We start from the raw sequence: 24,282 nt of genomic DNA on the forward strand, positions 1-24,282 counted from the left end.
CGCCGACCGCGGAACACGGTGGTGGCGGCCCGATCCGCTCCGGTGCCGACCTGCTCGGGGTCGGCTAGTCACGCTCCAGGGTGGCCTCTTCGAAGTCGATCTCGTGGAGGACCCTGCGGAGCACCTCGTCGTCGATGCGCCGCTCGTCGCGGAGTCCGACGAACACCTCGCGCTCGACCATCAGCATCTCCCTGCGGAGCCGCCGGTAGACGCCGCTCGGCGTCTCCTCCCCCTCGGGTCCCGTACCGCCGCCCAGGCGCTCCCAGGCGGTGAGGGTACGGCGCTCGGCGCGGGTTCTCAGCTGGTCGACGACCTCCCTGTGGAGTTCGTCGACGCCCTCGGCCACCAGTTCGTCCAGCCGGGCCAGCGCGGCCGTGGCGGCCGCCTGCTGCGCGGCCGCCTCGGCCAGGTTGTCGGCGTAGATCTCCCGCTCGTTGGAGACCTTCAACCTGCGGATCAGCGCCGGGAACGTCAGGCCCTGGACCAGGAGCGTGCCGATCACCACCGAGAAGGTGAGGAACAGGAGCAGGTCACGGCCGGGGAAGGTCGCGGGTATGGCGAAGGCCGCGGCCAGGGAGACCACTCCGCGCATGCCCGCCCAGCTCACGATCGTCACGTTCTGCCAGGTCGGCGCTTGGGTCTCGGCCTGCCGGACCTTCTTGGACAGCATCCGGGGCAGGTAGATGCTGGGCACGACCCAGACCGCCCTCGCGACCACCGCGGCGCCGAAGACGGCGAGCGCCATCCCGGCGAGCCTCCACCCGTCGCCCCACTCCAGCTCCCTCATGATCGGCCACATCTGCAGGCCGATCAGCGCGAAGACGATCGTCTCCAGGAAGAAGCCGAAGACCCGCCAGACCGCTTCCGAGAGCAACCGGGTGCCGAAGCCCGCCCTGGGCATGTGGTGGCCGATGTAGAGGCCGACGATCACCACGACGATCACGCCGGAGACGTTCAGGATCTCGGCCGCGAGGTAGACGGCGAACGGGATGAGCAGCATGACGGTGTTCTCGACGAGCGCGTCACGCAGCCGGACCAGCACCCGGGTCAGGACCCAGGCGAGCGCGAGGCCCATCGCCACGCCGCCCGCCGCGGAACGCGCGAAGTCCAGGGCTGCGTCCTGCCAGGTGATGCCGTGCCCGACCGCCGCCGCGATCGCCACCCGGTAGGCGGTGAGCGCGGTGGCGTCGTTGAACAGGCTCTCCCCCACCAGGATGGTGACCACCTTGCGGGGCAGCCCGAGCCTGCGGGCCACGGCGACGGCGGCGACCGCGTCGGGCGGGGCCACGATCGCGCCCAGCGCGAACGCGGCGGCCACCGGCAGCTGGGGCAGGAGCAGATGGGTGACCCACCCGACGACCAGCGTGGTGAACAGCACCAGGCCGACCGAGAGCAGCGCGATCGGCCTGCGCAGGTCCTTCAGCCTCAGGTAGGAGCTGTCGATCGCCGCCGAGTAGAGCAGCGGGGGCAGGAAGACCAGCAGGACCAGCTGGGGGTCGAGGTCGTACTCGGGCACGAAGGGCGACAGCACCACACCGGCGAGCACGAGCAGCAGCGGCGCCGGCCATCCCCTGCGCCTGGCCACCGCGGCCACCGCGATCCCGACGGCCGACACCGCCAGCATCTGCAGCACCGTCGACTCTTCCACGCCACCCCGTCAGGTAGGGATCGGTCGGTCACCCGGGAGTCACCGGGCAGCCACCGCACAGCCGCTGAGCGGCCACCGAAGCAGCCTACGTGCCCCGGCACGCCTCGCGAACCGCCCTCCCCGGCGGGCCGAGACCACCATACGGCGCGAGTCGCGCCCCCGGCGGACGCCACACGCTGTCCGTCCGGACGAAGAGCTCCGCGACAGGGCGTGGCGGAGTGGACGGCCGGAACAGCTCAGACCTCACGACGGGACACGGCGTGGCCATGCGAGCAGGGGGCCGCGTCCCGGGGAGAGGTCACCAGTCGCGCTGCTCGTCCCGGTCGCTGCGGCGCCGGCCCTCGCGGCGCCTGTCGTCGTACTGGCGCTCGTCTCGGCGATGATCGTCGTACCGCTCGTCGTAGCGCTGCTCGGGGCGGAGCCTCTCACCGGTGGAGTGCGGTGGCTGATCCTGGACGTAGGGGCGGGGCAGTCTCTGGTCGGGCGCGGCCTGACCTCGCAGGCCCAGCGGATCGGACGGGTCGACGTCCTGCTGGGCGTACGAGGGCGGCGCGCCGTACAGGTCGCGCAGGTCGGCGGGATGACCGGCCTGGTGCTGCTGGGCGCCGTAGGCGTAGGGATCGGGCTGTGCGGGGGCCGGGTAGCCGCCGTAGGAGTCGCCCTGGGAGGCGTCGTAGGCGGCCTGCTGCTGGGCGGCGAACCCGAAGGGGTCGGTCGAGTTCTGCTGTCCCTGCCCGTAAGGGTCGGGCTCCGGCCGCTGGGCGGACTCGGCGAACTGTCCGGCGAACTGGTCGAGGCGCGGCGTGAACGAGGTGGCCGGCTTCCTGCGGCCCGCCGGGGCCGTGAACGGATCGGCGGGCTGGGACGGGGACTGGGGCGGCACGCCGTACGGATCGGGCCGCTGGGCGCCGTAGGGGTCGGGCTGGGCGCCGTAGGCGGCCTGCCGGCCGGGCGGGGCGGCGTAGGGATCCGGCTGGGCGGGCGGGGCGCCGTACGGGTCGGGCTGGGCGGGCGGAGCGCCGTAGGGGTCCGGCTGCTGGGCACCGTACGGGGCGGGCGGCGCGGGCGGGTAGCGGTCGCCGGACAGCTGGTAGGCGGCCTCGCCGGTGGCGGGACCCGAGCCGAGCGGCTCGACCGGCTGCGGCTGCCCGTAGGGCAGGGAGTCGTTCACGATCATGTTCTCGCGCGGCACGACGTCCGGGGAGCCGTACCCCTGGGGCATCCGCTCCTGGGGGCGGTCGAGGGGGGGCGGCGGCACCGCGCCTCGCGCGACGAGCACGTCGTTCGGACCGAGGGTGGCGGCCTGGCGGGGTTCGTCCAGCGGCGAGGGGACGTGACCCGCCGGGTCGGAGTACTGCTGCGCCTGGGCGTAGTCCTCCGGGCGGGGCCGGGCGTACTGACCGGTGCCGGGATACTCGCCGTAGGGCTGCGGCTCGTCCTGGGAGGGCTGCTCGGCGTGAACGGGCTCGCCCACCTCGTCGGGGTACTGCCCACCGGCCTCGACGAAACCCTCGTCAAGTGTGTCGACCAGGCGTCCCACATCGCTCATGGGCATGCGGAAACTCGCGGTGCACATCTCGCCGCGCCACAGGCTCAGCACCAGCGTGCCTTCGTGCCAGGTGACCCGGAGCACCCGCTCCTGGCCACGCTCGTCAAAGAACACCTCGCCGAACGACGGCAACGGGACCACTTCCGACATGGAAGACATAGTTCTCTAACCAGCCTTTATTCGTCCACTCGACCTCGGGAAACCCTACCGAACCGGTCTTTACGTCCCTATCTTCCGCCTCAGCGGCACCAAAACGGTAGCCCCTCCCTTGACCTTACGAGGATTGATGAGCCGGGTGATCCAGCCAGTTTGCCATGTGACGTGAACCTCGGGTTCCGGAATACGGGTATGCGTCCACGCCGCGACTCGCCGGAGCAGCCGCGACTGTCGGGGCGAACGGGTACGGTTGGCTGTCGTGCCGACCGACTCCATCGCCCCATCCGAAGACGTCTCCTCAAAGGTGGATATTCCCCCGGTTGAGGATTTGCTGAGCACCGCCGTCGAGGCGGTCGGCGGGGTCGAGCGCCCCGGGCAGATCACGATGACGAGGGCGGTGCAGCACGCGATCGAGTCGGGCGACCACCTCGCCGTCCAGGCCGGCACGGGCACCGGCAAGTCACTCGCCTACCTGATCCCCTCGATCAGGCACGCGATGACCTCCAAGGGCGCCGTGGTGGTCTCCACCGCCACCATCGCGCTCCAGCGCCAGCTCGTCGACCGCGACCTGCCCCGCCTCGCCAAGGCCCTCGCCCCGAAGCTGCCGCACGAGCCCGCGTTCGCGATCCTCAAGGGTCGCCGCAACTACCTGTGCCGATACAAGGCGAGCGCGGGATGGCCGGACGAGGAGCAGGACCAGCTCTTCGACCCCCGGGAGGTCAACGCGACGGGCCGGATGGTCCAGCGCATCCAGGAGTGGGCGAACGAGACGGAGACCGGCGACCGCGACGAGCTCGTCCCCGGTGTCAACGAGCAGGCCTGGCGCCAGTTCTCGGTCAGTGCCAGGGAGTGCCTGGGGGCCACCCGCTGCCCGAGCGGCATGGAGTGCTTCGCCGAGCTGGCCCGCGCCCGCGCCGGTGAGTCCGACGTGGTCGTGACCAACCACGCGCTGCTCGCGATCGACGCGATGGAGGACTTCCCGCTCCTGCCCGAGCACGAGGTGGTCGTGGTCGACGAGGCCCACGAGCTCGTCGACCGCGTCACCTCGGTGGTGAGCGGCGAGCTGTCGGAGACCATGGTCGCGGTCGCCGCGCGGCGGGTCGGCAAGCTCATCGAGCAGCACCTCGCCGACCGGCTCATGGAGGCCGGCGAGGACCTCAAGGCCCTGCTCGCCGCGGCCCCGGCCGGGCGCCTCGACGAGCTCCCCCAGGTGCTCGGGATGACCCTCGCCCTGATCCGCGACGCGGCGTGGGCGTGCATCACCGCCCTCGGCCCGCGAAGTGGCGACAAGGACGACCCGGAGGGCGCGGGGCTGCGCAGGGCGGCCTTCACCTCGCTGGACGAGGTCCACGACACCGCGCAGCGCATGCTCGACGCCTTCGGCCACGCCGAGGAGATCGACCGGGCCGAGGTGGTCTGGCTGGAGGCGGGCACCGACCGGCGTCCTCCCCTGCTGCGGGTGGCGCCGCTCACGGTGGCGGGCATGCTGCGCGACAAGCTCTTCGGCGACCGTACGGTCATCCTGACCTCCGCCACGCTCGCCCTGGGCGGCGCCTTCGACGGCCTGGCCCGCCAGTGGGGCCTGGGCGGCGGGAAGGACGCCGCGGAACCCGTGGAAGAGGAGACGCGGGAAGGCGGGGACAGGAAGCGGAAGAAACGCGACAAGGGCGGAGCCGGTTGGACCGGCATCGACGTCGGTTCCCCCTTCGACCACCCGCGCAGCGGCATCCTCTACGTCGCCAAGCACCTGCCCCAGCCGGGGCGCGACGGTCTGCCCGAGGCATACCTTGAGGAGATCACCGAGCTGATCGAGGCGGCGGGAGGCCGCACCCTCGGCCTGTTCTCCTCGATGCGCGCCGCCAAGGCGGCCACCGAGGCCCTGCGCGACCGGCTGAGCGTGCCGCTGCTCTGCCAGGGCGACGACTCCACGATGCTGCTGGTCAAGCAGTTCGCGGAGGACGAGCCGACCTGCCTGTTCGGCACGCTGTCGCTCTGGCAGGGTGTCGACGTCCCCGGTCCCTCGCTGCGCCTGGTCATCATCGACCGCATCCCCTTCCCCCGCCCCGACGACCCGCTCAGCTCCGCCCGCCAGCGCCACGTCGCGGCCAAGGGCGGCAACGGGTTCATGTCCGTCGCCGCCACCCACGCCGCGCTGCTGCTGGCCCAGGGCGCGGGGCGCCTGCTGCGCAGCCAGCACGACAAGGGTGTGGTCGCGGTGCTCGACCCCCGGCTCGCGACGGCACGCTACGCGGGGTTCCTGCGCGACTCGCTGCCGCCCTTCTGGCCCACCAACGATCCGGCGAAGGTCCGCAGCGCCCTCAAGCGCCTCAGCTCCTCCTGAGACCATCGGCCGCCGGACCGCGCGGGTCCCTCGTCGCCGAGGGATCCGCGGATCCGAAAACGGCCGGTGCGGCAGGCCGAGGCCCTCTTACCGGCCCGGGATCAGGTGGCGGTCTCGGCGATGGCCTGCAACGCCAGCACGTACGACCGCAGGCCGAAGCCCGCGATGGTGCCGGTCGCCACGGCGGCGACCACCGAGTTGTGCCGGAACTCCTCGCGGGCGGCCGGGTTGCTGATGTGCACCTCGACCAGGGGCGCGGTGCGCTGGGCGATGGCGTCGCGCAGCGCGTAGGAGTAGTGGGTGAACGCGGCGGGGTTCAGCACCACGGGGATCCTGCCGTCGGCCGCCTCGTGCAGCCAGCCCAGCATCTCGGCCTCGTCGTCGGTCTGCCGGACGTCGACCGACAGGCCGAGCTCCCTGCCGGTGTCCCGGCAGAGCGCGGCCAGGTCGGCGAAGGTCTCCGCGCCGTAGACATCCGGCTCGCGGGTGCCGAGCCGCCCCAGGTTGGGGCCGTTGAGCACGTAGACGGGTCTCATCGGGTCACTCACCGCTCCTTGATGGCCGCGCGCCTGCCGCGGCGGCCGACGTGACTCAGCAGACTTACCGGGCGACCTCGTGGTAGGCGGCCTCCAGGAGCTCCTCCGGCGGGTCGACCAGCGGAGACACCTTCGCCAGGTCGTCCAGGAGGACGAAGCGCAACTTGGCTCCGCGGCTCTTCTTGTCGAGGCGCATGTGGTCGCGCAGCTCGGGCCAGGCCTCGCGGCGGTAGGCGGTGGGCAGCCCGACCGAGGTGAGGATGGACCTGGTCCGCTCCACGACGTCGGCGCCGATCCTGCCGTCCAGCCGGGACAGCTCGGCCGCGTAGACCATGCCGATCGCGACGGCCTCGCCATGGCGCATCCGGTATTCCTCGACGCGCTCGATCGCGTGCGCCAGCGTGTGGCCGTAGTTGAGGATCTCCCGCAGACCGCTCTCGCGCAGGTCGGCTCCGACGACCTCGGCCTTGATCCGGACCTTCCGCTCGATCAGCTCGCGGGTGTGGCGGCCCTCGGGGCGCCTGGCGCCGTCCGGGTCGTCCTCGATGAGCTCAAGGATCCGGGGGTCGGCGATGAAACCACCCTTGATGATCTCCGCCAGGCCGCCCACGTAGTCGTCGCGAGGCACCGAGACCAGCGTCGCCAGGTCGCACAGCACCCCGGCGGGCGGGTGGAAGGACCCGACGAGGTTCTTGCCCTCGGGGGTGTTGATGCCGGTCTTGCCGCCCACCGCCGCGTCGACCATGCCGAGCAGGGTGGTCGGCACCTGCACGACCTTGACGCCGCGCAGCCAGGTGGCGGCGGCGAACCCCGCCAGGTCGGTGGTGGCTCCCCCGCCGACGCCGACCACGGCGTCCGAGCGGGTGACGCCCGCGCGGCCGAAGGCCGACCACAGCTCCGCGACCACCTCGACCGTCTTCGCGCGCTCGGCGTCGGGCACAGGCAGCGCGACGACCTCGTACCCGGCCGCCTCGATCGCGCCGCAGACGGGACGGGCGATCTCCGGCAGGCTCCCCGGGTGGATCACGGCGACGGTGTTCACCCCCGCCCCCAGCAGGCCGGGCAGCTCGCCGAGCACCCCGGTGCCGACCACCACCTCGTACGGGCTCTCGCCGGGCACACCGATCCTGGAGATCGTCACGGCTTCAGGTCCTCCACGATCTGGTCGACGATCTGGCCGGGTTCGCGCTCGTCGGTCGCCACCACGATCGTGGCGAGCTCCTCGTAGACGGGGCGACGGGCGTCCATCAGCTTCTTCAGCTGACTGCGCGGGTTCAGCACGAGCAGCGGTCGCGCCGAGCCCAGGCCCACCCGCTGGACGGCGTTGGAAAGACCGACCTCCAGGTAGACCACCGGCTGCCCGGCCAGCAGCGCGCGGGTGGCCTCGGCGAGGATCGCGCCGCCGCCCAGGGAGAGCACCCCCTCGTGCTCGGCCAGCGCCCGCCGTACGGCGTCGGCCTCCAGCTCGCGGAAGACCTCCTCGCCGTCCTCGACGAAGATGTCGCTCACCGGCTTGCCCGCCACCTGCTCCACGTCGGTGTCGGTGTCGCGGAAGGCGACCCCGAGCCGTTCGGCGAGAAGCTGCCCGACGGTCGACTTGCCCGATCCGGGAGGACCGATCAGCACTGCTCGGGGACTCATGCGATCTCCTTCGACGCCGGCCCGCCCGTCGGGGAGCCGAGAGCGGCCTCGCCGGGACGCCCGCTCACTTGATCACCAACGAGGAGAGGTAGCCGGACAGGTTGCGGGCGACCTCCTCGACGGAGTCGCCGCCGAACTTCTCGATCGCGGCGTCGGCCAGGATCAGCGCGACCATCGCCTCGGCGACGATCGCGGCCGCCGGGACCGCGCACACGTCGGAGCGCTCGTGGTGGGCCTTGGCGGCCTCGCCGGTCAGCACGTCGACGGTGGCGAGCGCCCGGGGGACGGTGGAGATCGGCTTCATCGCCGCGCTGACGCGCAGCGGCTCGCCGTTGGTCATGCCGCCCTCGACGCCACCGGCCCGGTTGGTCATCCGGCGTACGCCGTCGGCGGTGTTCTCGATCTCGTCGTGGGCCAGGGAGCCGGGGCGGCGGGCCGTCTCGAACCCGTCGCCGACACCGACGCCCTTGATCGCCTGGATGCCCATCAGACCGGCGGCGAGGCGGGCGTCGAGGCGGCGGTCCCAGTGGGTGTAGCTGCCCAGGCCCGGCGGCAGGCCGTAGGCGATCACCTCGACGACGCCGCCGAGGGTGTCGCCGTCCTTGTGCGCCTTGTCGATCTCGGCGACCATGGCCGCGCTGCCCGCGGGGTCGGCGCAGCGCACCGGGTCGGCGTCGATCGCCTCCAGGTCGCCGGGGCCGGGGACGACGCCCGGGGTGGTGGCGGCCCCGCCGATCGAGACGACGTGGCTGACGATGTCGACGCCGAGCGCCTGCTTGAGGAAGTTCCGCGCCACCTGGCCGAGCGCGACGCGGGCGGCGGTCTCGCGGGCGCTGGCCCGGTCGAGCACCGGGCGGGCGTCGTCGAAGCCGTACTTCTGCATCCCGGCGAGGTCCGCGTGGCCGGGACGGGGGCGGGAACGCGGCGCGTTGCGCGCCTGGCCCTCCAGCACGGCCGGGTCGACGGGGTCGGCGGCCATCACCGTCTCCCACTTGGGCCACTCGGTGTTGCCCACCCGGATGGCGACGGGACTGCCGAGCGTCCGGCCGTGGCGGACTCCGCCCACGATGGTCACGACGTCCTGCTCGAACTTCATCCGCGCCCCGCGCCCGTAGCCGAGGCGGCGACGGCGCAGCGCCTCGTCCAGCTGTGCCGTGGTCACCTCCACCCCGGCGGGCAGTCCTTCCAGGATCGCGACGAGCTCGGGGCCGTGGGACTCCCCTGCGGTCAACCAGCGCAACATGGTGACAAGTCTTCCACGTGCCGCCCACTGGAATGGCCTTCGTTCACCGGTTGAGACATCCGCGGGTGATCGTCGAACCGGAGACGGGTGATCCGGGGGGACATACCGTTCGTGAAACGAACGGGTCCAAGGGGCGGACCATCCGGGAGACGGACCGTTCACAGGACACCGTCCGGAGAACGGCCGTCCAAGGGACGGGCTCTCAGGAGGCGAACCGTTCGCGAGGCGGACCGTCCGGAGAACAGCCGTCCACGGGGACGGGTTCTCAGGAGACGAGCCGTTCGCAACGCGGACCATCCGGGGAACGACGGTCCGGGGACGCCCTCGGGGAGTGGGCGCTCTCAAGGACGGTCCGGTCACAGGGCGGTGAGGACGGCGGCGAGCGCGCCGACGGCCATGAAGGGGCCGAAGGGGATCTCGCTCTTGCGGCCCGCGCGGCGCGCGGCCATCAGGGCGGCCCCGTAGAGCCCTCCGGCCAGCAGACCGAGGAAGGCCCCGGTGACCAGGGTGTTCCAGCCCAGCCAGCCGAGGGCCGTGCCCAGGCTCGCCGCGAACTTGACATCGCCGAACCCCATTCCCGCCGGGTTGACCAGGAACAGCAGCAGGTAGAAGCCCGCCAGAGCGAGGCCGCCCAGCCCGGCGCCGAGCAGGTCCCCGAGGCGGCCGTCGGCGAGGGCCGAGACGGCGAGCGGGGCGGCGGTCCCCAGGTAGGCGGCGAGGGTGAGCCTGTCGGGCAGCCGGTGAACGGCGGCGTCGACGAAGGACAGGACGACGGCGACCACCGCGAGCCAGCCGAAGGCGAGCAGTTCCGTCGCCCTCCCTACCGGCGTGACCTCCGCCCCCTCCGGCACTCCCGGCCAGGCGGCCGCTCCCGCCGCCGCGTCCGGCCACAGGGCCCGCAGCGCGAGGGCGGCCAGCACCACCGCGGTGACCCCCTCCACCGCCCCGGCCACGGGCCGGGCGCCCCGCCGCTCCCCCTCGACCCCTGACAACTCGGCCCCCGACAACTCGGCCCCCGAGAAACGGGCCACCAGGCGCCGCGTCCCGCGCCCGATCGCGAGTCCGGCCAGAGCCGCCAGGACCGCCGTCGCGGAGAGGGGCAGAAGGGTCAGGGGGCTCATGAAGCCGACCATAATCGGCGGTCCTCTGCCCGCGCCGGGAATCCGGGCACTCCTCCCCTCCCACGCCGGGTGTGCCGAAACGGCCCGCGCCCGACGACCACGCCGCGCACCGACCTCCCTCCCCGCCGAAGGGACCCGGTGGTCACCCCGCACGCCGAGCCCCGCCCCCACCAGAGTGGCCGAGAAGACCCGCATTCGGTGGCCGTCCCGCACCGGTCTCCAGCTCCGCGGAAAGAGCCCCGAGCGGTGCGCATCCGGTGGCCACCCCGCACGCCGAGCCCCGTCCACACCGAAGGATCGAAGTGACCTCGGAGGTCATTGACGATGACGGCGATGATCACGGAGGCTGTAGGCATCCCTACCTACCCCCGGAGGTCAGGAACGCGTGGACACGGATCGCTTCAGCAAGCTGCCCGCGGTCATCGCGTCACTCGTTCTCCTGCCCGTGCTGCTCGAACTCCTCGCGTGGTACATCGAGGGCGAGGAGTACGACGTGGCCCGCGCGGCCACCGTGATCACGGTGATCGTCGCGCTCGCCCTCATCGCCACCGTGCTCGGCCGGATCAGGGCTCGGCTGCCGGTGCTGATGGTGGTCGCGCTCACGGTCACCGCGGCGGGCGAGGCGGTCCTGGGGTTCGTGGCCGCGTTCGGCCCCGTGCTCTGGCGGGGCGGGGTGCCCGGCGAGCTGCACGGCCTGGTGACCGCGGGGGTGAGCGCGTTCGCCGTGGCCACCGGCGTCTACCTGCTCGTCCAGTATCGCCGGGGCCTCTACCTCCCCTACCTGGAGGCCGGGATGGGCCCGCTGCCCACGGCCACCAAGCGCAGGGTGATCGGCGAGTCGGAGATCCTGATCCGCACCATGCCGGACATCGGCCCCTCGGTGGAGAAGGCACTGGCCAGCTGCGTGGCCATGGTCGACCAGGACGACCTGCACTTCGTGGCCTACTTCGGCGACCAGAGATGCCGCTTCTACACCGACGTGCTGGAGGACGGCGACCTGGCCCACTTCTTCCACGAGACCGACCAGGAGGAGCGCAGGAAGATCTATCTCAGAGCGGGTAACCAGCTCAACTGGCTGACCCAGCGGCTCAACCAGCAGCTGCACAGGCTGGAGGGCGGCATCCTCATCCGCACGGTCCTCGACGTGGAGCGCGGGGCCATGTTCTTCTACTGGGTCGACGAGACCCGCTATCTCATCGGGGTGACCCTGGACCAGCGCAAGGTCGACATCGCCGACGACAAGATGGCACGGCTCGTGGACACCATCCGCGGGCACTTCACCCTGCCCCCGATCAACCAGCGAGAACGCGCCCCGAAATCCCATGGGCACCTGCGATCCATCCCAAGGAGCGAACGTTGGCCCGAATCGGGCTCTTGATCGTCGTCGTCGGCTTCGGCTGGCTCGCCGCCGACCTGGGCGGCCTGCGTGATCTGGAACACTCCAGCGCGTACGTGCTGTTCAGCAGCCTGTTGCTCGCGATCGGCCTGTACGGCAGCACGCACGGGATCGACCGCGCCGAGGCCAGAGAGCACTCGCGGCTGATCGTGCTCGCGGTCACCGTCGGGGTGCTGCTCAAGACCGCGTTCATCGCCGGGGTCGTCTACCTCGTCTCCGGCGACCCCCGGGCTCTGATCATGGCGGTGGTGGTCGCCCAGATCGACCCGCTCTCGGTCGCCGGCGTGATGCGGGACAGCCGTCTGTCGAACCGGGCGAAGACGATCCTCGGGGCGTGGTCCTCCTTCGACGACCCCGTGACGATCATCCTCGCCGTCTACGCGGCGGCGCTGGTGAGCGGTTCCGGCGGCAGCGGGCAGTCGGCCTCGTACTTCGCCGACCTGGGGTTGAACGTGCTGTTCGCGGTCGCGGTCTATCTGCTGTGGCGGCTGATCAGGAAGGCCCCTCCGGTGCTGACCTACGTGACGGCCGCCGGAGCGGTCGCCTCGGCCGCCTGGACCTCCCTCATGCTCGGCATCGCGACCGTCGGGCTCTACCTACGCCTGCCCGACGCGCGCTGGCTGGGCCGGGCGGTGAGCGCGGCGTTCGCGCTGTCGGCGTTCCTGACCGGCCTGCTGCTCGTCGGCGGGACGAACATGGGGATGGGCGTGCTGCTCGGACTGGCCGCGTACGCCGCGCAGATGGTCGCCGCGCTGGTCCTCACCCACGGCCTGCCGATGATCGACCGGGTGCATCTGGGGCTGGCCCAGCAGAACGGGGTGACGGCGGTGATCCTCGCCCTGGTCTTCGAACGCGACTTCGGGGGGTTCGTTGCCGTGATCGCCCCGGCGATCCTCACGGTCAACCTCGTCCACGCGGCGGCCAACCGAACCGCCGACGCCTGGGAGGCTCGACGATCTCTTCCATCCGCGCCACTGTGACGTCGGGGGCCTCGGATGCCAGCCGGTCCAGGGTGCCCGACTCGACCGCGGCGAGCGCCCGCAGGAGACCGCCCTCGATCACGAAGGGCACCGGGCCCGCGACGTCGACCACCGCCGCCGCGCTGCCCTCGTGCACCGCGGCCTGGCAGACCTGAAGGATCGTGGCCTGGATGGGCCTGGCGTCGGGGCGCCACCGCCGCAGCGCCTCGGTCCCGGTGAAGGCGAGCACCGCCTCGCGGCCGTCGGCTCCGACGAGCTTCGGGAGGGCCATCTCGCTCTCCTTCTCCTGCCGCAGCCCGTGCTCGCCGATCTCCGACTCCTTGAGCAGGGCGACCACCGGCACGAGCAGCCGGGCCCCGCTCAGCGCGGCGACGACCTCGCCGGCCTGCGCCTTTCCCTCGGCGAAGGCGGCGAGCGCGGATGTCACGGCGGCGTCGGCGGCACCGTCGTCGCCGGGGACCAGGGGTCGCGGAATGCTCGGCACGAACCGGGAGCCTACCCTCGGCCGGGCCAGGGGGGACGATCGCCCCACCCGGCCCGACCCTGGCTCGGGCGTGACGCGTACACCGGAGCGGCGCACCGGGCCGGGGCACCCCGATCACGCGGGGGGCCGGGAGCACGGGGACGCCGGGGGTAGCCAGGGGTAAAGGTGTCCCCGGGCGGTGCGCCGGGGCGTGTGCCGCCCGTCAGCCGAGGTCGGCGATGGCGGCCACGGGGCCGCCGCCGCTGGGCCCCTGGTGGACCGCCGCGACCGAGACGAACACGGCCGGGTCTCCGGTGACGCTCGCCGCGACACCGCCGACGGTGGCCTTGATCTGGCGGTGCCAGTGCACGTCGGAGTCGTCGAGCATGATGTTGCGGCGCCCCCGCACGCTGCCCGACGGGTCGGCCTCGCACTTCATGAAGACGTTGACGAGCCGGTCGCCGAGGTCGGACGGGTGGGGGCGCTCGGGCAGCTCGATGCCGCTGGAGCGGATCGCCTCCCAGATGCCGTCGGCGTCCAGCGCGTCCTTCATGACCGAGTGGCCGATCCGGTATCGGCCGCCGATCCCCCGTACGTTGCCGACGACCACGATCTGGGCGCGGTCCAGCTCGACGCCCGAGGAGCACGACGCGACGGAGGAGTAGAGCGACAGGTCGCGGTGGATCTGGTCGGCGGAGGGCATCTCGATCTCGCCGAGGGCGACGGCGATGCCGAGGGCGGTGGTGGAGTTGGAGATGTCCATCGACGGGCCGGTGTCCTCGATCACCACGTCCTTGCCGCGCGACTTGGCGTCGTTGATCGTGGACAGGGTGAGCAGCGGGGTCTTGGTCTGGACGTAGTGGACGTCGGCGGGGTCGTCGATCCCGGCGATCTTCATCGCCTCGCGGACTCCGGCGGCGACCTTCTCCACCATCGCGGGGCGGCCGATGTCCTCGGGCAGGATCACCTCGCTCATCGCGATGCCGACGCTCACCCTCGGCTCGTCGCTCGGCTCGGCGTTCGCGGTGGTGGCGAAGACGGTGGCGTGCGGGCTGAGCACGCCGTCGGTGCCGCCCGACCACACCAGGGGCACGCTCTCCGGGGACGGGTGCCCCTTGGCCTGGAGCACCTCGCGAAACGCCCGGTCGGCCAGGATGCGGGTGTAGTCGTTCACGCCGCCGTTGCCCTCGGTCTTGCCGATCACCGCGAGCACCCGGTGCGCCTCGATCACCCCGTCGTCGATGAGCCTGGCCAGCCCGGAGGCGTCGGTCACACTCTCGATGGGCACCTTGCGCACTTCAATGGGTTCGGGCATCTCTGCCGCCTTTCGATCGCGTCCTGTTCACTTTCGCACCACGGTGCCGGTCTCCCCGGTGAGCGCCGCGCCCATGTCCTGCAGGGAGGTGATCACCGACCGGTCGCCGCCCTGCTCGACGAAGCGCAGCGCGGCCTCGACCTTCGGCCCCATACTGCCCCCGGCGAAATGGCCCGCGGCGTGCAGCACGCGCAGCTCGGCCGCGGTGATGTGACCCAGGGGCCTGGCCCGGGGCGTGCCGAACCCGACGACGGCCTGGGGGACGTCGGTCGCGATGATCAGGACCGTCGCCCGCACGGCCCGGGCGAGCACCGCGGCGGCGAGGTCCTTGTCGATCACGGCCTCGACCCCGGCGAGCCGCCCCTGCGCGTCGCGGGTCACGGGCACGCCGCCGCCCCCCGCGGCCACGACGGTGAAGCCCGCGGCCACCAGCGCGGCCACCGCGGGCGCGTCGAGGATCTCCAGCGGCTCGGGGGAGGCCACCACGCGGCGCCAGCCCCGCTCGAAGTGGCGCCAGGTCTGGCCGAGTTCCTCGAACCGGCGTGCCTCGGCCTCGCTGAAGTAGCGGCCGATCGGCTTGACCGGGTCGGCGAAGGCGGGGTCGTCGGGGTCGACGAGCGTACGGGTGACCACGACCGCGGCGCGGCCGTCGAGCGCGTTGAGTACGAGGGTGCCGATGGTGGCCTGGGTCTGCGCCCCGCACCAGTCGAGCGGCACCGGGGGCACGACGTGGGCGGCGAGCTGGTTCTTCAGGATCAGGTTGCCGACCTGGGGGCCGTTGCCGTGGGTGAGGGTCACCTGGTGACCCTCCTGGATGAGCGCGACGACGTGGCGCATCGCCTGCTCGACCGCGCGGTGCTGGTCGCCTGGCGAGGCGCCTCCGTCGGGCCCGGTCATGGCGTTGCCGCCGAGCGCGATCAGTATTCGTTCACCCACCTGGCCGACGTTAACGGCCTGCCCGTCCCGCCTCATGGGCACTCATTGCCCAAGGGGCGCCCGTCCTTCGGCACAACCGGCCAATCTCTCACCCCATGAGCGTACGGGTGATCTCCTCGACCACCGGCACGCGCCGCGGCTGCAGGTAGAAGTGGTCGCCGGGGAAGACCGTGAGGGAGAAGCCGGAGCTCGTACGGGTCTCCCACGACTTGGCCTGGGCCGGGGTGACCACCGGGTCGGCGTCGCCGACGAGGACGGAGATCGGGGTGTGCAGCGGGGGGCCGGGACGGTGCCGGTAGGCCTCGGCCAGGCGGAAGTCGGCGCGGACGTAGGGCAGGACGACCTCGCGCATCGCCCGATGGGACAGCACCTCCGCCTCGGTGCCGCCGAGTTTCGCCAGCTCGGCCGCGAAGTCTTCGTCGGCGTACTCCGAGATCGCGGGCCTGTCGCGGGGATCGTGCGGCGCTCTCGCGCCGGAGACGAACAACCGCGCCGGAGCTATCCCCCTCGCCTCGAGGCGGCGCGTGACCTCGTAGGCGAGCGTCGCCCCCATGCTGTGCCCGAACAGCGCGAAACGCCGGTCGAGCAGCGGCAGCATCGACCCGGTCACCTCGTCGGCGAGCGCGTCCATGTCGCCGGGCAGCGGCTCGGCGAACCGGTCGGCCCTGCCGGGCAGCTGCGTCGCGTGCAGCTCGACGGACAGGGGCAGCAGCTCGGACCACGCGCGGTAGGCGTTGGCCGATCCGCCCGCGTGCGTGAGGCAGAACAACCGCGTGGTCGCCCCCGGGCGGGGAAAGGCACAGCGCAACCAGGTCATGTGACCATGATCCCATGGCGTGGGCCCGGCGCCTCATGCCCTGGGGCGGACCTCGATCTCCTGGGGCGGACCTCATGTCTTGCTGCAGGCCCCAATGTCCCGGGGCGGGCTCATGTCCTCCGACGGACCTCATGCCCTGAGGCAGACCTCGAAGACGGCGGTGAGGCGGGCGATCACGGTCTCGCGGTCGGGGGCGCCGGCCGCGTCGGGGCCGTAGAGCTGGCGCATCGTGCCCGTGCCGGTGACGAGCGCGGTGGCGATCATCGCCCGGAAGGCCGCGTCGGGGCCGGGAAGCCGCGCCGAGAGGGGTTCCAGGATCGCCGTCCTGACCCGGTCGCTGATGATCTCGTGGATCTCCGGGGCGCTGGACGACCGGATGAGCGCGGCCAGCACCACGCTCCCCTGGTCGGAGCGGAGCCGTTCGGCGACGTACTCGGCCAGCCGGCGGGGCAGCTCCTCCTCAGGGCCCTCCAGGACGCCGGGGAAACGTCCCTGCATCGCGAGCACCTCGGCGAACAGGTCCCGCTTGCTGCCGAAGTAGCGGTTGATCAGCGCGATGTTGGCGTCCGCCTCGGCGGCGATCATCCGCATCGTCACCTGGTCGTACCCGAGCTCGGCGAACAGCAGGCGTGCGGCGTCGAGGATGCGCCGCCTGGTGCCCTCCCTGTCGCGATGCCGTGTCTCATCCACTTACGGGATCCTTCCAGATTTGACGAGTAAACAAGCGTCTACTAACTTCGCATGTACCGTACATACATTGGGGGCGGTTCATGCTGACCGAACAACAGATCCAGGCCGAGGCCGCACCGTCCTTCACCCACAGGCAGGTGCTGGAGATCCTGGCCGGACTGATGCTCGCCATGCTGACGTCGATGATCTCGACGTCCGTGGTGGGCACCGCGCTGCCGACGATCGTCGGCACGCTCGGCGGCCAGGACCAGCTCGCGTGGGTCGCCAGCGCGACCCTGCTCACCATGACCGCCTCCACCCCGATCTGGGGCAAGCTCTCCGACCTCTACGGCCGCAAGCTCATGTTCCAGGTCTCGCTGGTCGTCTTCGTGGTGGCCTCCATCGCCGCCGGGTTCTCCCAGGACATGGCCCAGCTCATCGCCGCCAGGGCGCTGCAGGGCATCGGCGCCGGCGGCCTCGCCGCGCTGCCGCAGATCATCCTCGGCGACGTGGTCGAGCCCCGCGAGCGCGGACGCTACTCGGGCTACATCGGCGCGGTCTTCGGTGTCTCGACCGTGGCCGGCCCGCTGCTCGGCGGGTTCATCGTGGACAACATGTCCTGGCGCTGGACCTTCTGGATCTGCGTACCGCTCGCCGTGGTCGCCTTCGTCGTCATCCAGAGGGTGCTGAGGCTGCCGCTCGTCCGCCGCGACACGAAGGTCGACTGGTGGGGCGCGACCCTCATCACCGGCGGCACCACCGCGCTGATGCTGCTGCTCTCCCTCGGGGGCAAGGAGTTCGGCTGGAACTCCGCGTGGACCTACGGCCTGGGCGCGCTCAGCCTGGTGATGTTCGGTCTCGCCGTCGTCGCCGAGCGCAGGGCCGTCGACCCGATCCTGCCCCCGCACCTGTTCCGCGACCGCACCTTCGTGCTCACCTCCGTCGCCTCCCTGCTGGTCGGCGCGGCGATGTTCGGCGCGCTGATGTTCCTGCCGCAGTATCTGCAGATCGTCAAGGGCATGAGCCCCACGGGATCGGGCCTGATGACCCTCCCCCTGGTGCTCGGCCTGCTCACCTCCTCGATCCTCACCGGCCGGCTCGTCAGCAGGACGGGCCGCTGGAAGATCTTCCCCGTGGTGGGCATGCTGCTGGTCGCGCTCGGGTTGTTCCTGCTCTCGCGCCTGCACGTCGACAGCTCGCTGGTGATCGTCGGCATCGACAACGCGGTGCTCGGCATCGGGCTCGGCGCCTCCATGCAGATCCTGATCCTCGCCGCCCAGAACGCGGTGAGCCGCGCGAACCTCGCCTCGGCGACCTCCGGGGTGGCGTTCTTCCGCTCACTCGGCGGCGCGGTGGGCGTCGCGGCCTTCGGCGCGATCCTGTCCAACCGGCTCACCGCGGAGCTGGTCTCCCTCGCGAAGGCGGCGCACCTGCCGCTGAGCGGTGGTGGCGCGGTGCCCAGCCTCGGCTCCCCCGAGGCCATCCACAACCTCCCCGCGCCCGTCCTGGAGATCATCCTGGAGGCCTTCACCCGGGCGATGAGCGCGGTCTTCGTGGTCGGCGTCCCGATCGCCGTCCTCGCCTCGCTCGCCGTCCTGATGATCAAGGAGATCCCGCTGCGCTCGGCGCGGACCCCCGCCCCGGCGGCCGCCGACCCCGCCGCCCCGCCGATCGGCGCGGGCAGGCCGTAACCCCCCGCGCGGCCCGGGACCGGCCCGCTCTCCGGCCGGCCCCGGGCCCTCTCACCTCCGCCTCGCGCGCATCGGCCCTCCCCCGGGCGAGGGCGGCCCCTCATGGCGGCGCCACGGGGAGTCGCCCCCCTTCCCCGGCCGGGATCAGGCCCCCGCGCGGGCGAACGACGGACATGGCACGTAGCGCCGCCCTCGGGCGGCCGTCAGAGCGTCCACTTCTGGTTGGCCCAGCCGTTGCAGTCCCACAGCTGCACCTTGGTCCCGTTCGCGTTGACGGTCCCCAGGTCCGCGTCCAGGCAGCGGCCGTTGTGCATGCTGTAGATCGTGTGGCTCGTCGCGTCGTAGATCCATTTCTGGTTGGTCCAGCCGTTGCAGTCCCACAGCTGCACCTTGGTGCCGTTCGCGTTGATGGTCCCGAGATCCGCGTCCAGGCAGCGGCCGTTCTCCTTGCTGTGGATCGTGTGAGTGGAGACCTCGTAGCTCCACGACTGGTTGTCCCAGCCGTTGCAGCCCCACAGCTGCACCTTGGTCCCGTTCGGGCCGATGGTCCCGAGATCCGCGTCCAGGCAGCGCCAGTTCTGGTGACTGCGGACGGGCCCCCAGGCGGCGGACTCCGAGTCCGAGGCCGCCGCACCCGGGACGAATCCCGCGCAACCCAGCGCGACCGCCGCCGCCGACACCAGCACCCTGAATCCCCGTCGCATCGTCGATGCTCTCCTTCCTGCGAATCACGGAGGTGGAGAGCGGCGCGTCGGCGGAAGGAACCCGCCGCCCACCCGCCCCGCACCGTGCGCGTCACCCCGCGGACACGCCCGTCGATCACTCTCCGCAGCAGAAAGTACACGTACGGAGATCGGTCCCGGGTGGACGAGACGGCGACCGGCGTTTCAGGGAGGTACGGGCGCCTTCCGGGCGGCTACCGGGTGTCCTCAGCCTTCCGAGGAGGCGGAGCCCACGGCGCGCTCGGCCGCCGTGATCGCGTTGCGGAACAGCATCGCGACCGTGGTGGGCCCGACCCCGCCGACCCTGGGGGTGATCGCCCCGGCCACCTCGGCGCAGGACTCGTCGACGTCGGGCAGCAGACGCCTGCCCTCGTAACGCACCCCGCCGCCGATGACGACCGCGCCGGGCTTGACGTGCTCGGGCCGGATGATCCCCGGCACGCCCGCGGCGGCGACCAGGACGTCGGCGCGGAGCGTGTAGCGCGGCCAGTCGCTCACCCCGGTGTGCACGACCGTGACGGCGGCGTTCGCCGTCGGGCGCTTCTGCGCGAGGAGGATCGAGAGGGGACGGCCGAGCGTGGCCCCGCGCCCGAGGATGACCACCTCCCGGCCCGCCACCGGGATCTCGTAGTGCGCGAGCAGCGCCTCGATCCCGGCGGGCGTACACGGCAGCGGGCCGGGAAGCTCCAGCGCCAGCCGCCCGATGTTGAGCGGGTGCATGCCGTCGACGTCCTTGTCGGGATCCATGACCTGCAGGGCCCGGTCGTAGTCGAGGTGCTTGGGGACGGGGTGCTGCACGAGCAGACCGTGCACCGCCGGGTCGTCGTTGAAGGCGGTGATGACCGCGTGCAGGTCCGCCTGGGTGGCGCTCGCGGGCAGGTGCTCGTGCGGCGAGGCGAAACCGAGCTCGGCGGCCTGCCGCTGCTTGATGCGGATGTATCCGGCGCTGGCGTCGTCGTCACCGACCAGGACCGTCGCCAGGCTCGGGGTGACACCCCGGCCGGTCAGGGCGGCCACCCGCTCGGCCACGTCGGCGAGGATCCGCTCGGCGACCGGGCCGCCGGGAAGCAACCGGGCCGACGACGTGCCCTCGGAGCTGGAACCGTTCGATACGGGCTGGGACATGCGCTTCCTCCCGGCGTGGGCGCCCAGGCGGTCGACTCCCACGGCGAGCTCCCCGATGGTTGATGCCATCCCTTTGCCGCCAGTCGCGTCATCCCCAAGGATGCCCGATCATCCCCCTCCAGGTCGAACCGCCCCCGCCGCACCGGGCCCGGCCAGGCGAATCATCCCCCTCTGTCTCCATCTCGCGCCGCGCCCGCCCCACCGGGGCCGGCCAAGCGCATCATCCCCCTCCACCTCGCGCCGCGCCCGCCGCGCCGAGCCCGGCCAGGCGGCTCACCGCCTCGTCGATGACCTCGTCCCGCTTGCAGAAGGCGAAGCGGACGAAGTGGCTCCCGCGCTCGGGGTGGGTGTAGAAGACCTGGGTCGGGATGGCGACCACTCCCGCCAGGGACGGCAGCTCCCGGGTGAGGGCGAGGCCGTCGGTGAACCCCAGGGGACGGATGTCGGTCTGCACGAAGTACGTGCCCGCGGGGCGGTAGACCTCGAATCCCGCCGCGGACAAGCCCGCCATCAGGCGGTCGCGCTTGGACTCCAGATCCGCCCGCAGGGCGGAGACCCAGGCCGACTCGTGCCGCAGACCGTGGGCGACGGCGAGCTGCCAGGGCGCGGAGGCGGTGTAGGTGAGGAACTGCTTGACGGTCTGCACGGCCCTGACGAACTCGGGCGGCGCGCAGATCCAGCCCGTCTTCCAGCCGGTGACCGAGAAGGTCTTGCCCGCCGAGGAGATCATCACGGTGCGCTCGCGCATGTCCGGCAGGGTGGCGATCGGCACGTGCTCGACCCCGTCGAAGGTGAGGTGCTCGTAGACCTCGTCGGTGACCGCGACCAGATCGCGCTCCAGGCACAGCCGGGCGATCTCGTCCAGCTCGGCGCGGGTGAAGACCGTGCCGGTGGGGTTGTGCGGGGAGTTGACCAGGACGACCCGGGTGCGCGGCCCGGCCGCCGCGCGCAACTCGGCGGGGTCGAAGGTGAAGCGGCCCTCGACCGGGCGCAGGGTGACCGGGCGGAGCACGGCCCCGGCGAGGGCGACGGCGGCGGCGTAGGAGTCGTAGTACGGCTCGAAGGCGATCACCTCGTCGCCGGGCTCGCACAGCGCGAGGATCGTCGCGGCGATGGCCTCGGTGGCTCCGACGGTGACGAGGACCTCGCCGTCGGGGTCGTAGTCGAGCCCGTAGTGGTCCTTGCGGTGCTCGGAGACGGCCTGGCGCAGTTCGGGCGTCCCCGGCCCCGGCGGGTACTGGTTGGAGCCCTCCCGGATCGCCGACACCGCCCGCTCCAGCATCGCGGCGGGCCCGTCGGTGTCGGGAAAGCCCTGCCCGAGGTTGATCGAGCCGGTTCGCAGGGCGAGCGCCGACATCTCGGCGAAGATGGTCGTACCGAACTCGCGCATCCGCGCCACCAGAGGATCGTTCACGCGCTACAGCGTAGTCCCGCCCTTTCCCGCCGCCTCGTGGCCTCCGCCCCGGCGCTCGTTCCCGAGCGCGCCCTTTCCCGGGAACATCTCGTCCCGAGAGCGTCGCGTCCCGAGAGCGTCGCAGGCGCGGTGACGGGGGCCTGACGCGCCGGCATTCACGAAGAGCGCCCGGAAAAGCGGTGAGCACGCGACGGGAAAGCACGCCGAATACGTTCTGTCAACGATGATAGACGCGCCTCGACAATCACACATCGGCTGCGTCCGGCGGCGAGTCGCCCGATTGTCGACTCTTCATTCCACTGGAGTTCGCGATACGGACGTAACACACCAGCCCGAATGCCCCGGCCTCTCCCGCCCTCAAATGCGGCCGACCGTAAACACCAAAGCGGTTAATCCCCCTTCCCTAGATCACAGAAAGCATCTCTCGGTGGTGATGATCCGACGTAGGGTGAAGGCGGACCAGCGGGAAACCACCGGCGGAGACAGCTGACAGATGGTGAACAGCGAGAAGACTTCGGAGACCCCGCCCGCCGGATCGACGAACCGCGCCTGGCAGATGGTGACGGGTTTCTCCAACGCTCTCATCCAGACACTTCTCGTGCTTCTCGCCCTCTCCATTTCCACGGCTTCGAAAGTCGCCCTGGTCCTCGGGATTCTCGCGCTGACGACGCTGACCATCTTCCCAGGCCACCTGCTGAAAAGCACCGCATGGCTGCGTCGCGTCATTCCCGAGCGGTCGTACGGCGTTCTCACGATGTTCTCCCGATGGGTGCGCCGGGACGTCTGGTGGCTCCTCTGCACCGGAGTCGCGGTCACCGTCGTCGCCGCCCTCGCGGTCGTTCCCAAGGACGAGCCGTGGGTGACCTGCCGGGTCCCCGACGAGATCACGCTCCTGGCGTCCGCCGAGACCTCCCCGGTCGTCCAGCGGGCGGCCGGGGAGTTCATGGCAGGGAAGGTCGACCTGTGGGGCTGCCGGCAGATCAACATCAACGTCAGCGGGCTGCGCGCCGCCGAGGTGCGGGACCGGCTGAGCGACTGGACGTTCCCCGTCCAACCGGCCGTCGGGCCCGGCGCCGGCCGGACGGCGAGGAAACCCCCCGGCGCCCGGCCCGACGGGTGGATCGCCGACTCCTCCCAGGAGATCGACTACGTGAACAGGGACACGGACGGCGTGGCGACGTTCGGCGAGCGGACGGTCGTCGCGACCTCGCCACTGGTCATCGCCGCACCGGAGAGGCTCGCGGAGGAGCTCACCGAGGCGAACAGGAATCCCGGAGAGCGCGACTGGGCCGACCTGCTGCGGAGCAGGCCCGGCGCCCGGCAGCAGGTCGTGCGCACCCATCCGCTCGCCTCCAACGTCGGCCTGATGGCCACGGCCGCCGCGCCCGGCCCCGCGGAAGGACTGTCCAGGAAGGTGCGGCCGGGCGACACCGTCCGCGACGTGATGTGCCGGTACGCGAACTCCCTCGACACCTCCGCGATGATCATGACCGAGCAGCAGTTCTACGAGCTCGACGTCGCGCTGTCGGGCGCCGACCCCGCGCTTCCCGAGCCGGGCGGCTGCGCCCTTTCCGGTGCGGGAGGCGAACGGCCGTCGCCCGGCGCCGTCTCCGTGCCGCGAAGCGCCGGCAAGAAGCCTCCGCGACCGGTCGCCGTCTACCCGAAGGGCGGCCACGCCATGCGGTACGAATGCGTCTCCAAGCGGTGGCCCGACCTGAGGCGACCCCCTGCCGTCGAGCAGACGGTCGAGGAGTTCTGCGACTTCCTGCGGGAGACCCTCCCCCACTACGGATTCCGTGACGCCGAGGGCCGCCTGGACGTCCAGAGGCTGCCGGTGAGAACACATCGGCTGAGGAGCGACGCGCCGGTGGCGGCGAACTGGAAGCCCGACATTCCCAAGCTGCTGTACAAGCTGACGACCCCCCTCGCGGACCACGTCCTCGTCGTGGTCGACGTCTCCGGCTCGATGGCGCGCAACAAGGTGAACGACGGCAGGTCACGGCTGGAGGCGGCGATCCAGGTGGCCCAGGTCGCCGTCACGTCCAAGCGCGGCGAGCGGACCACGGGAATCATGACGTTCTTCCCCGATGACGGCCGCGCCGTCTCCCCCGCACCCGTCGGCGACGAGGGAAAGGCCCTCACCGGCAGGCTCACCGAAGTCCAGAACGCCTACCGAGGCGGTTCGCGCCCCGATCCCCCGATGCGTCCGATCATCGAAAAGGCTCTCGACCAGTTGGAGAGGACGGGCGCCCCGGGGGAGCGGAAGGTCGTGCTCGTGCTCACCGACGGCGGGAATCCGAGAGGGCTGAGCGGCGAGGACATCAAAGGACGCGACGGTGTGCGCCTGCTGATGCTCTCCTTCGACCTGCACGGCTGCGACACCTCCCCACTGCCCGCGCTCAGGGACGAGGGCCTGATGTCCTGCTACGACGCGAGCACCGACCCCGACCAGAAGCTGGACGACGCGTTCACCGAACTCCGGCCGGTCACCGGATGATCCGTCCCACGCCGCCTCCGCC

The 24,282-nt window shown here is 71.8% G+C and carries 20 protein-coding genes; 5 read left to right on the forward strand and 15 right to left on the reverse strand.

The genetic code is table 11. From position 1 onward, the window contains the following. Nucleotides 1-64: 64 nt before the first annotated feature. The gene (locus ACFY3D_RS09405; protein ID WP_389976948.1) at nucleotides 65-1,648 is read right to left on the reverse strand and encodes a Na+/H+ antiporter; all 1,584 of its coding nucleotides are present in this window, start codon (nucleotides 1,646-1,648) and stop codon (nucleotides 65-67) included. A 298-nt stretch (nucleotides 1,649-1,946) separates the two neighbouring features. Then, on the reverse strand, nucleotides 1,947-3,347 hold the full coding sequence (locus ACFY3D_RS09410) for a hypothetical protein (RefSeq protein ID WP_389976950.1): 1,401 nt from the start codon (nucleotides 3,345-3,347) through the stop codon (nucleotides 1,947-1,949). A 265-nt stretch (nucleotides 3,348-3,612) separates the two neighbouring features. On the opposite strand from ACFY3D_RS09410, the gene ACFY3D_RS09415 reads away from it, so the two are divergent. After that, nucleotides 3,613-5,694, forward strand: a complete 2,082-nt coding sequence (locus tag ACFY3D_RS09415; protein ID WP_389976953.1) for an ATP-dependent DNA helicase — start codon at nucleotides 3,613-3,615, stop codon at nucleotides 5,692-5,694. Between the two features lie 101 nt (nucleotides 5,695-5,795). Here ACFY3D_RS09415 and aroQ read toward each other — a convergent pair whose 3' ends face one another. The 5 genes from aroQ to ACFY3D_RS09440 all read right to left on the reverse strand — a co-directional run bounded on the left by aroQ (nucleotide 5,796) and on the right by ACFY3D_RS09440 (nucleotide 10,235). Beyond that, nucleotides 5,796-6,230 carry a type II 3-dehydroquinate dehydratase gene (gene aroQ, locus ACFY3D_RS09420; RefSeq protein WP_350946856.1) on the reverse strand — a complete coding sequence of 145 codons (435 nt, stop codon included), beginning with the start codon at nucleotides 6,228-6,230 and terminating at the stop codon, nucleotides 5,796-5,798. Nucleotides 6,231-6,294: 64 nt separating this feature from the next. Next, nucleotides 6,295-7,371, reverse strand: a complete 1,077-nt coding sequence (gene aroB, locus ACFY3D_RS09425) for a 3-dehydroquinate synthase (RefSeq protein WP_389976955.1) — start codon at nucleotides 7,369-7,371, stop codon at nucleotides 6,295-6,297. After that, the gene (locus ACFY3D_RS09430) at nucleotides 7,368-7,871 is read right to left on the reverse strand and encodes a shikimate kinase (protein WP_389976958.1); all 504 of its coding nucleotides are present in this window, start codon (nucleotides 7,869-7,871) and stop codon (nucleotides 7,368-7,370) included. The genes aroB and ACFY3D_RS09430 overlap by 4 nt, the downstream gene beginning before the upstream one ends. 64 nt (nucleotides 7,872-7,935) lie before the next feature. Next, nucleotides 7,936-9,114: a chorismate synthase gene (gene aroC / locus ACFY3D_RS09435; RefSeq protein WP_389976961.1), complete on the reverse strand. Its 1,179-nt coding sequence runs from the start codon at nucleotides 9,112-9,114 to the stop codon at nucleotides 7,936-7,938. 356 nt (nucleotides 9,115-9,470) lie between these two features. Then, nucleotides 9,471-10,235 carry a prepilin peptidase gene (locus ACFY3D_RS09440; RefSeq protein ID WP_389976964.1) on the reverse strand — a complete coding sequence of 255 codons (765 nt, stop codon included), beginning with the start codon at nucleotides 10,233-10,235 and terminating at the stop codon, nucleotides 9,471-9,473. A gap of 385 nt (nucleotides 10,236-10,620) precedes the next feature. Between ACFY3D_RS09440 and ACFY3D_RS09445 the strand changes: the two genes are divergently transcribed. Next, nucleotides 10,621-11,613, forward strand: a complete 993-nt coding sequence (locus ACFY3D_RS09445) for a hypothetical protein (RefSeq protein ID WP_389976967.1) — start codon at nucleotides 10,621-10,623, stop codon at nucleotides 11,611-11,613. Further along, nucleotides 11,592-12,611, forward strand: a complete 1,020-nt coding sequence (locus ACFY3D_RS09450) for a hypothetical protein (RefSeq protein WP_389976970.1) — start codon at nucleotides 11,592-11,594, stop codon at nucleotides 12,609-12,611. Before ACFY3D_RS09445 ends, ACFY3D_RS09450 begins: the two co-directional genes overlap by 22 nt. On the opposite strand, the gene ACFY3D_RS09455 is transcribed toward ACFY3D_RS09450, so the two are convergent. The 5 genes from ACFY3D_RS09455 to ACFY3D_RS09475 form a co-directional block, all read right to left on the reverse strand. Next, a complete protein-coding gene (locus ACFY3D_RS09455) occupies nucleotides 12,532-13,095 on the reverse strand; it encodes an SseB family protein (RefSeq protein ID WP_389976974.1) in 564 nt (187 codons plus the stop codon). The genes ACFY3D_RS09450 and ACFY3D_RS09455 overlap by 80 nt on opposite strands. A 202-nt stretch (nucleotides 13,096-13,297) precedes the next feature. After that, complete coding sequence (locus ACFY3D_RS09460; RefSeq protein WP_350946798.1) at nucleotides 13,298-14,389, reverse strand: ring-opening amidohydrolase; 1,092 nt, start codon at nucleotides 14,387-14,389, stop codon at nucleotides 13,298-13,300. A gap of 27 nt (nucleotides 14,390-14,416) precedes the next feature. Then, on the reverse strand, nucleotides 14,417-15,325 hold the full coding sequence (locus ACFY3D_RS09465; protein WP_362906086.1) for a carbamate kinase: 909 nt from the start codon (nucleotides 15,323-15,325) through the stop codon (nucleotides 14,417-14,419). A gap of 88 nt (nucleotides 15,326-15,413) precedes the next feature. Next, nucleotides 15,414-16,142 carry a thioesterase II family protein gene (locus ACFY3D_RS09470; protein ID WP_389976977.1) on the reverse strand — a complete coding sequence of 243 codons (729 nt, stop codon included), beginning with the start codon at nucleotides 16,140-16,142 and terminating at the stop codon, nucleotides 15,414-15,416. Between the two features lie 129 nt (nucleotides 16,143-16,271). Further along, a complete protein-coding gene (locus ACFY3D_RS09475) occupies nucleotides 16,272-16,832 on the reverse strand; it encodes a TetR family transcriptional regulator (RefSeq protein WP_389976980.1) in 561 nt (186 codons plus the stop codon). An 80-nt stretch (nucleotides 16,833-16,912) separates the two neighbouring features. On the opposite strand from ACFY3D_RS09475, the gene ACFY3D_RS09480 reads away from it, so the two are divergent. Beyond that, the gene (locus ACFY3D_RS09480; protein ID WP_389976983.1) at nucleotides 16,913-18,502 is read left to right on the forward strand and encodes an MDR family MFS transporter; all 1,590 of its coding nucleotides are present in this window, start codon (nucleotides 16,913-16,915) and stop codon (nucleotides 18,500-18,502) included. A 203-nt stretch (nucleotides 18,503-18,705) separates the two neighbouring features. Here the strand turns inward: ACFY3D_RS09480 and ACFY3D_RS09485 are convergent, their stop codons facing one another. From ACFY3D_RS09485 to ACFY3D_RS09495, 3 genes are all read right to left on the reverse strand, one after another. Beyond that, a complete protein-coding gene (locus ACFY3D_RS09485; protein WP_389976986.1) occupies nucleotides 18,706-19,206 on the reverse strand; it encodes an RICIN domain-containing protein in 501 nt (166 codons plus the stop codon). 225 nt (nucleotides 19,207-19,431) lie between these two features. After that, a complete protein-coding gene (locus tag ACFY3D_RS09490) occupies nucleotides 19,432-20,349 on the reverse strand; it encodes a tetrahydrofolate dehydrogenase/cyclohydrolase catalytic domain-containing protein (RefSeq protein WP_350946792.1) in 918 nt (305 codons plus the stop codon). A gap of 220 nt (nucleotides 20,350-20,569) precedes the next feature. Beyond that, nucleotides 20,570-21,763, reverse strand: a complete 1,194-nt coding sequence (locus tag ACFY3D_RS09495; RefSeq protein ID WP_389976989.1) for a pyridoxal phosphate-dependent aminotransferase — start codon at nucleotides 21,761-21,763, stop codon at nucleotides 20,570-20,572. A 493-nt stretch (nucleotides 21,764-22,256) separates the two neighbouring features. On the opposite strand from ACFY3D_RS09495, the gene ACFY3D_RS09500 reads away from it, so the two are divergent. After that, the gene (locus tag ACFY3D_RS09500; RefSeq protein WP_389976992.1) at nucleotides 22,257-24,260 is read left to right on the forward strand and encodes a VWA domain-containing protein; all 2,004 of its coding nucleotides are present in this window, start codon (nucleotides 22,257-22,259) and stop codon (nucleotides 24,258-24,260) included. Nucleotides 24,261-24,282 lie beyond the last annotated feature (22 nt).

Source organism: Streptosporangium sp. NPDC000509 (genome assembly GCF_042898365.1).
In the GTDB taxonomy this organism is placed as follows: Bacteria; Actinomycetota; Actinomycetes; order Streptosporangiales; family Streptosporangiaceae; genus Streptosporangium.

What these genes read in the sequence shown, in the direction of transcription:
- ACFY3D_RS09410 (WP_389976950.1), bottom strand. Translation starts at nt 3,347, where the DNA reads ATGTCGGAAGTGGTCCCGTTGCCGTCGTTCGGCGAGGTGTTCTTTGAC.
- aroQ (WP_350946856.1), bottom strand. Translation starts at nt 6,230, where the DNA reads ATGAGACCCGTCTACGTGCTCAACGGCCCCAACCTGGGGCGGCTCGGC.
- ACFY3D_RS09430 (WP_389976958.1), bottom strand. Translation starts at nt 7,871, where the DNA reads ATGAGTCCCCGAGCAGTGCTGATCGGTCCTCCCGGATCGGGCAAGTCG.
- aroC (WP_389976961.1), bottom strand. Translation starts at nt 9,114, where the DNA reads ATGTTGCGCTGGTTGACCGCAGGGGAGTCCCACGGCCCCGAGCTCGTC.
- ACFY3D_RS09440 (WP_389976964.1), bottom strand. Translation starts at nt 10,235, where the DNA reads ATGAGCCCCCTGACCCTTCTGCCCCTCTCCGCGACGGCGGTCCTGGCG.
- ACFY3D_RS09460 (WP_350946798.1), bottom strand. Translation starts at nt 14,389, where the DNA reads ATGCCCGAACCCATTGAAGTGCGCAAGGTGCCCATCGAGAGTGTGACC.
- ACFY3D_RS09470 (WP_389976977.1), bottom strand. Translation starts at nt 16,142, where the DNA reads ATGACCTGGTTGCGCTGTGCCTTTCCCCGCCCGGGGGCGACCACGCGG.
- ACFY3D_RS09480 (WP_389976983.1), top strand. Translation starts at nt 16,913, where the DNA reads ATGCTGACCGAACAACAGATCCAGGCCGAGGCCGCACCGTCCTTCACC.
- ACFY3D_RS09485 (WP_389976986.1), bottom strand. Translation starts at nt 19,206, where the DNA reads ATGCGACGGGGATTCAGGGTGCTGGTGTCGGCGGCGGCGGTCGCGCTG.
- ACFY3D_RS09490 (WP_350946792.1), bottom strand. Translation starts at nt 20,349, where the DNA reads ATGTCCCAGCCCGTATCGAACGGTTCCAGCTCCGAGGGCACGTCGTCG.
- ACFY3D_RS09500 (WP_389976992.1), top strand. Translation starts at nt 22,257, where the DNA reads ATGGTGAACAGCGAGAAGACTTCGGAGACCCCGCCCGCCGGATCGACG.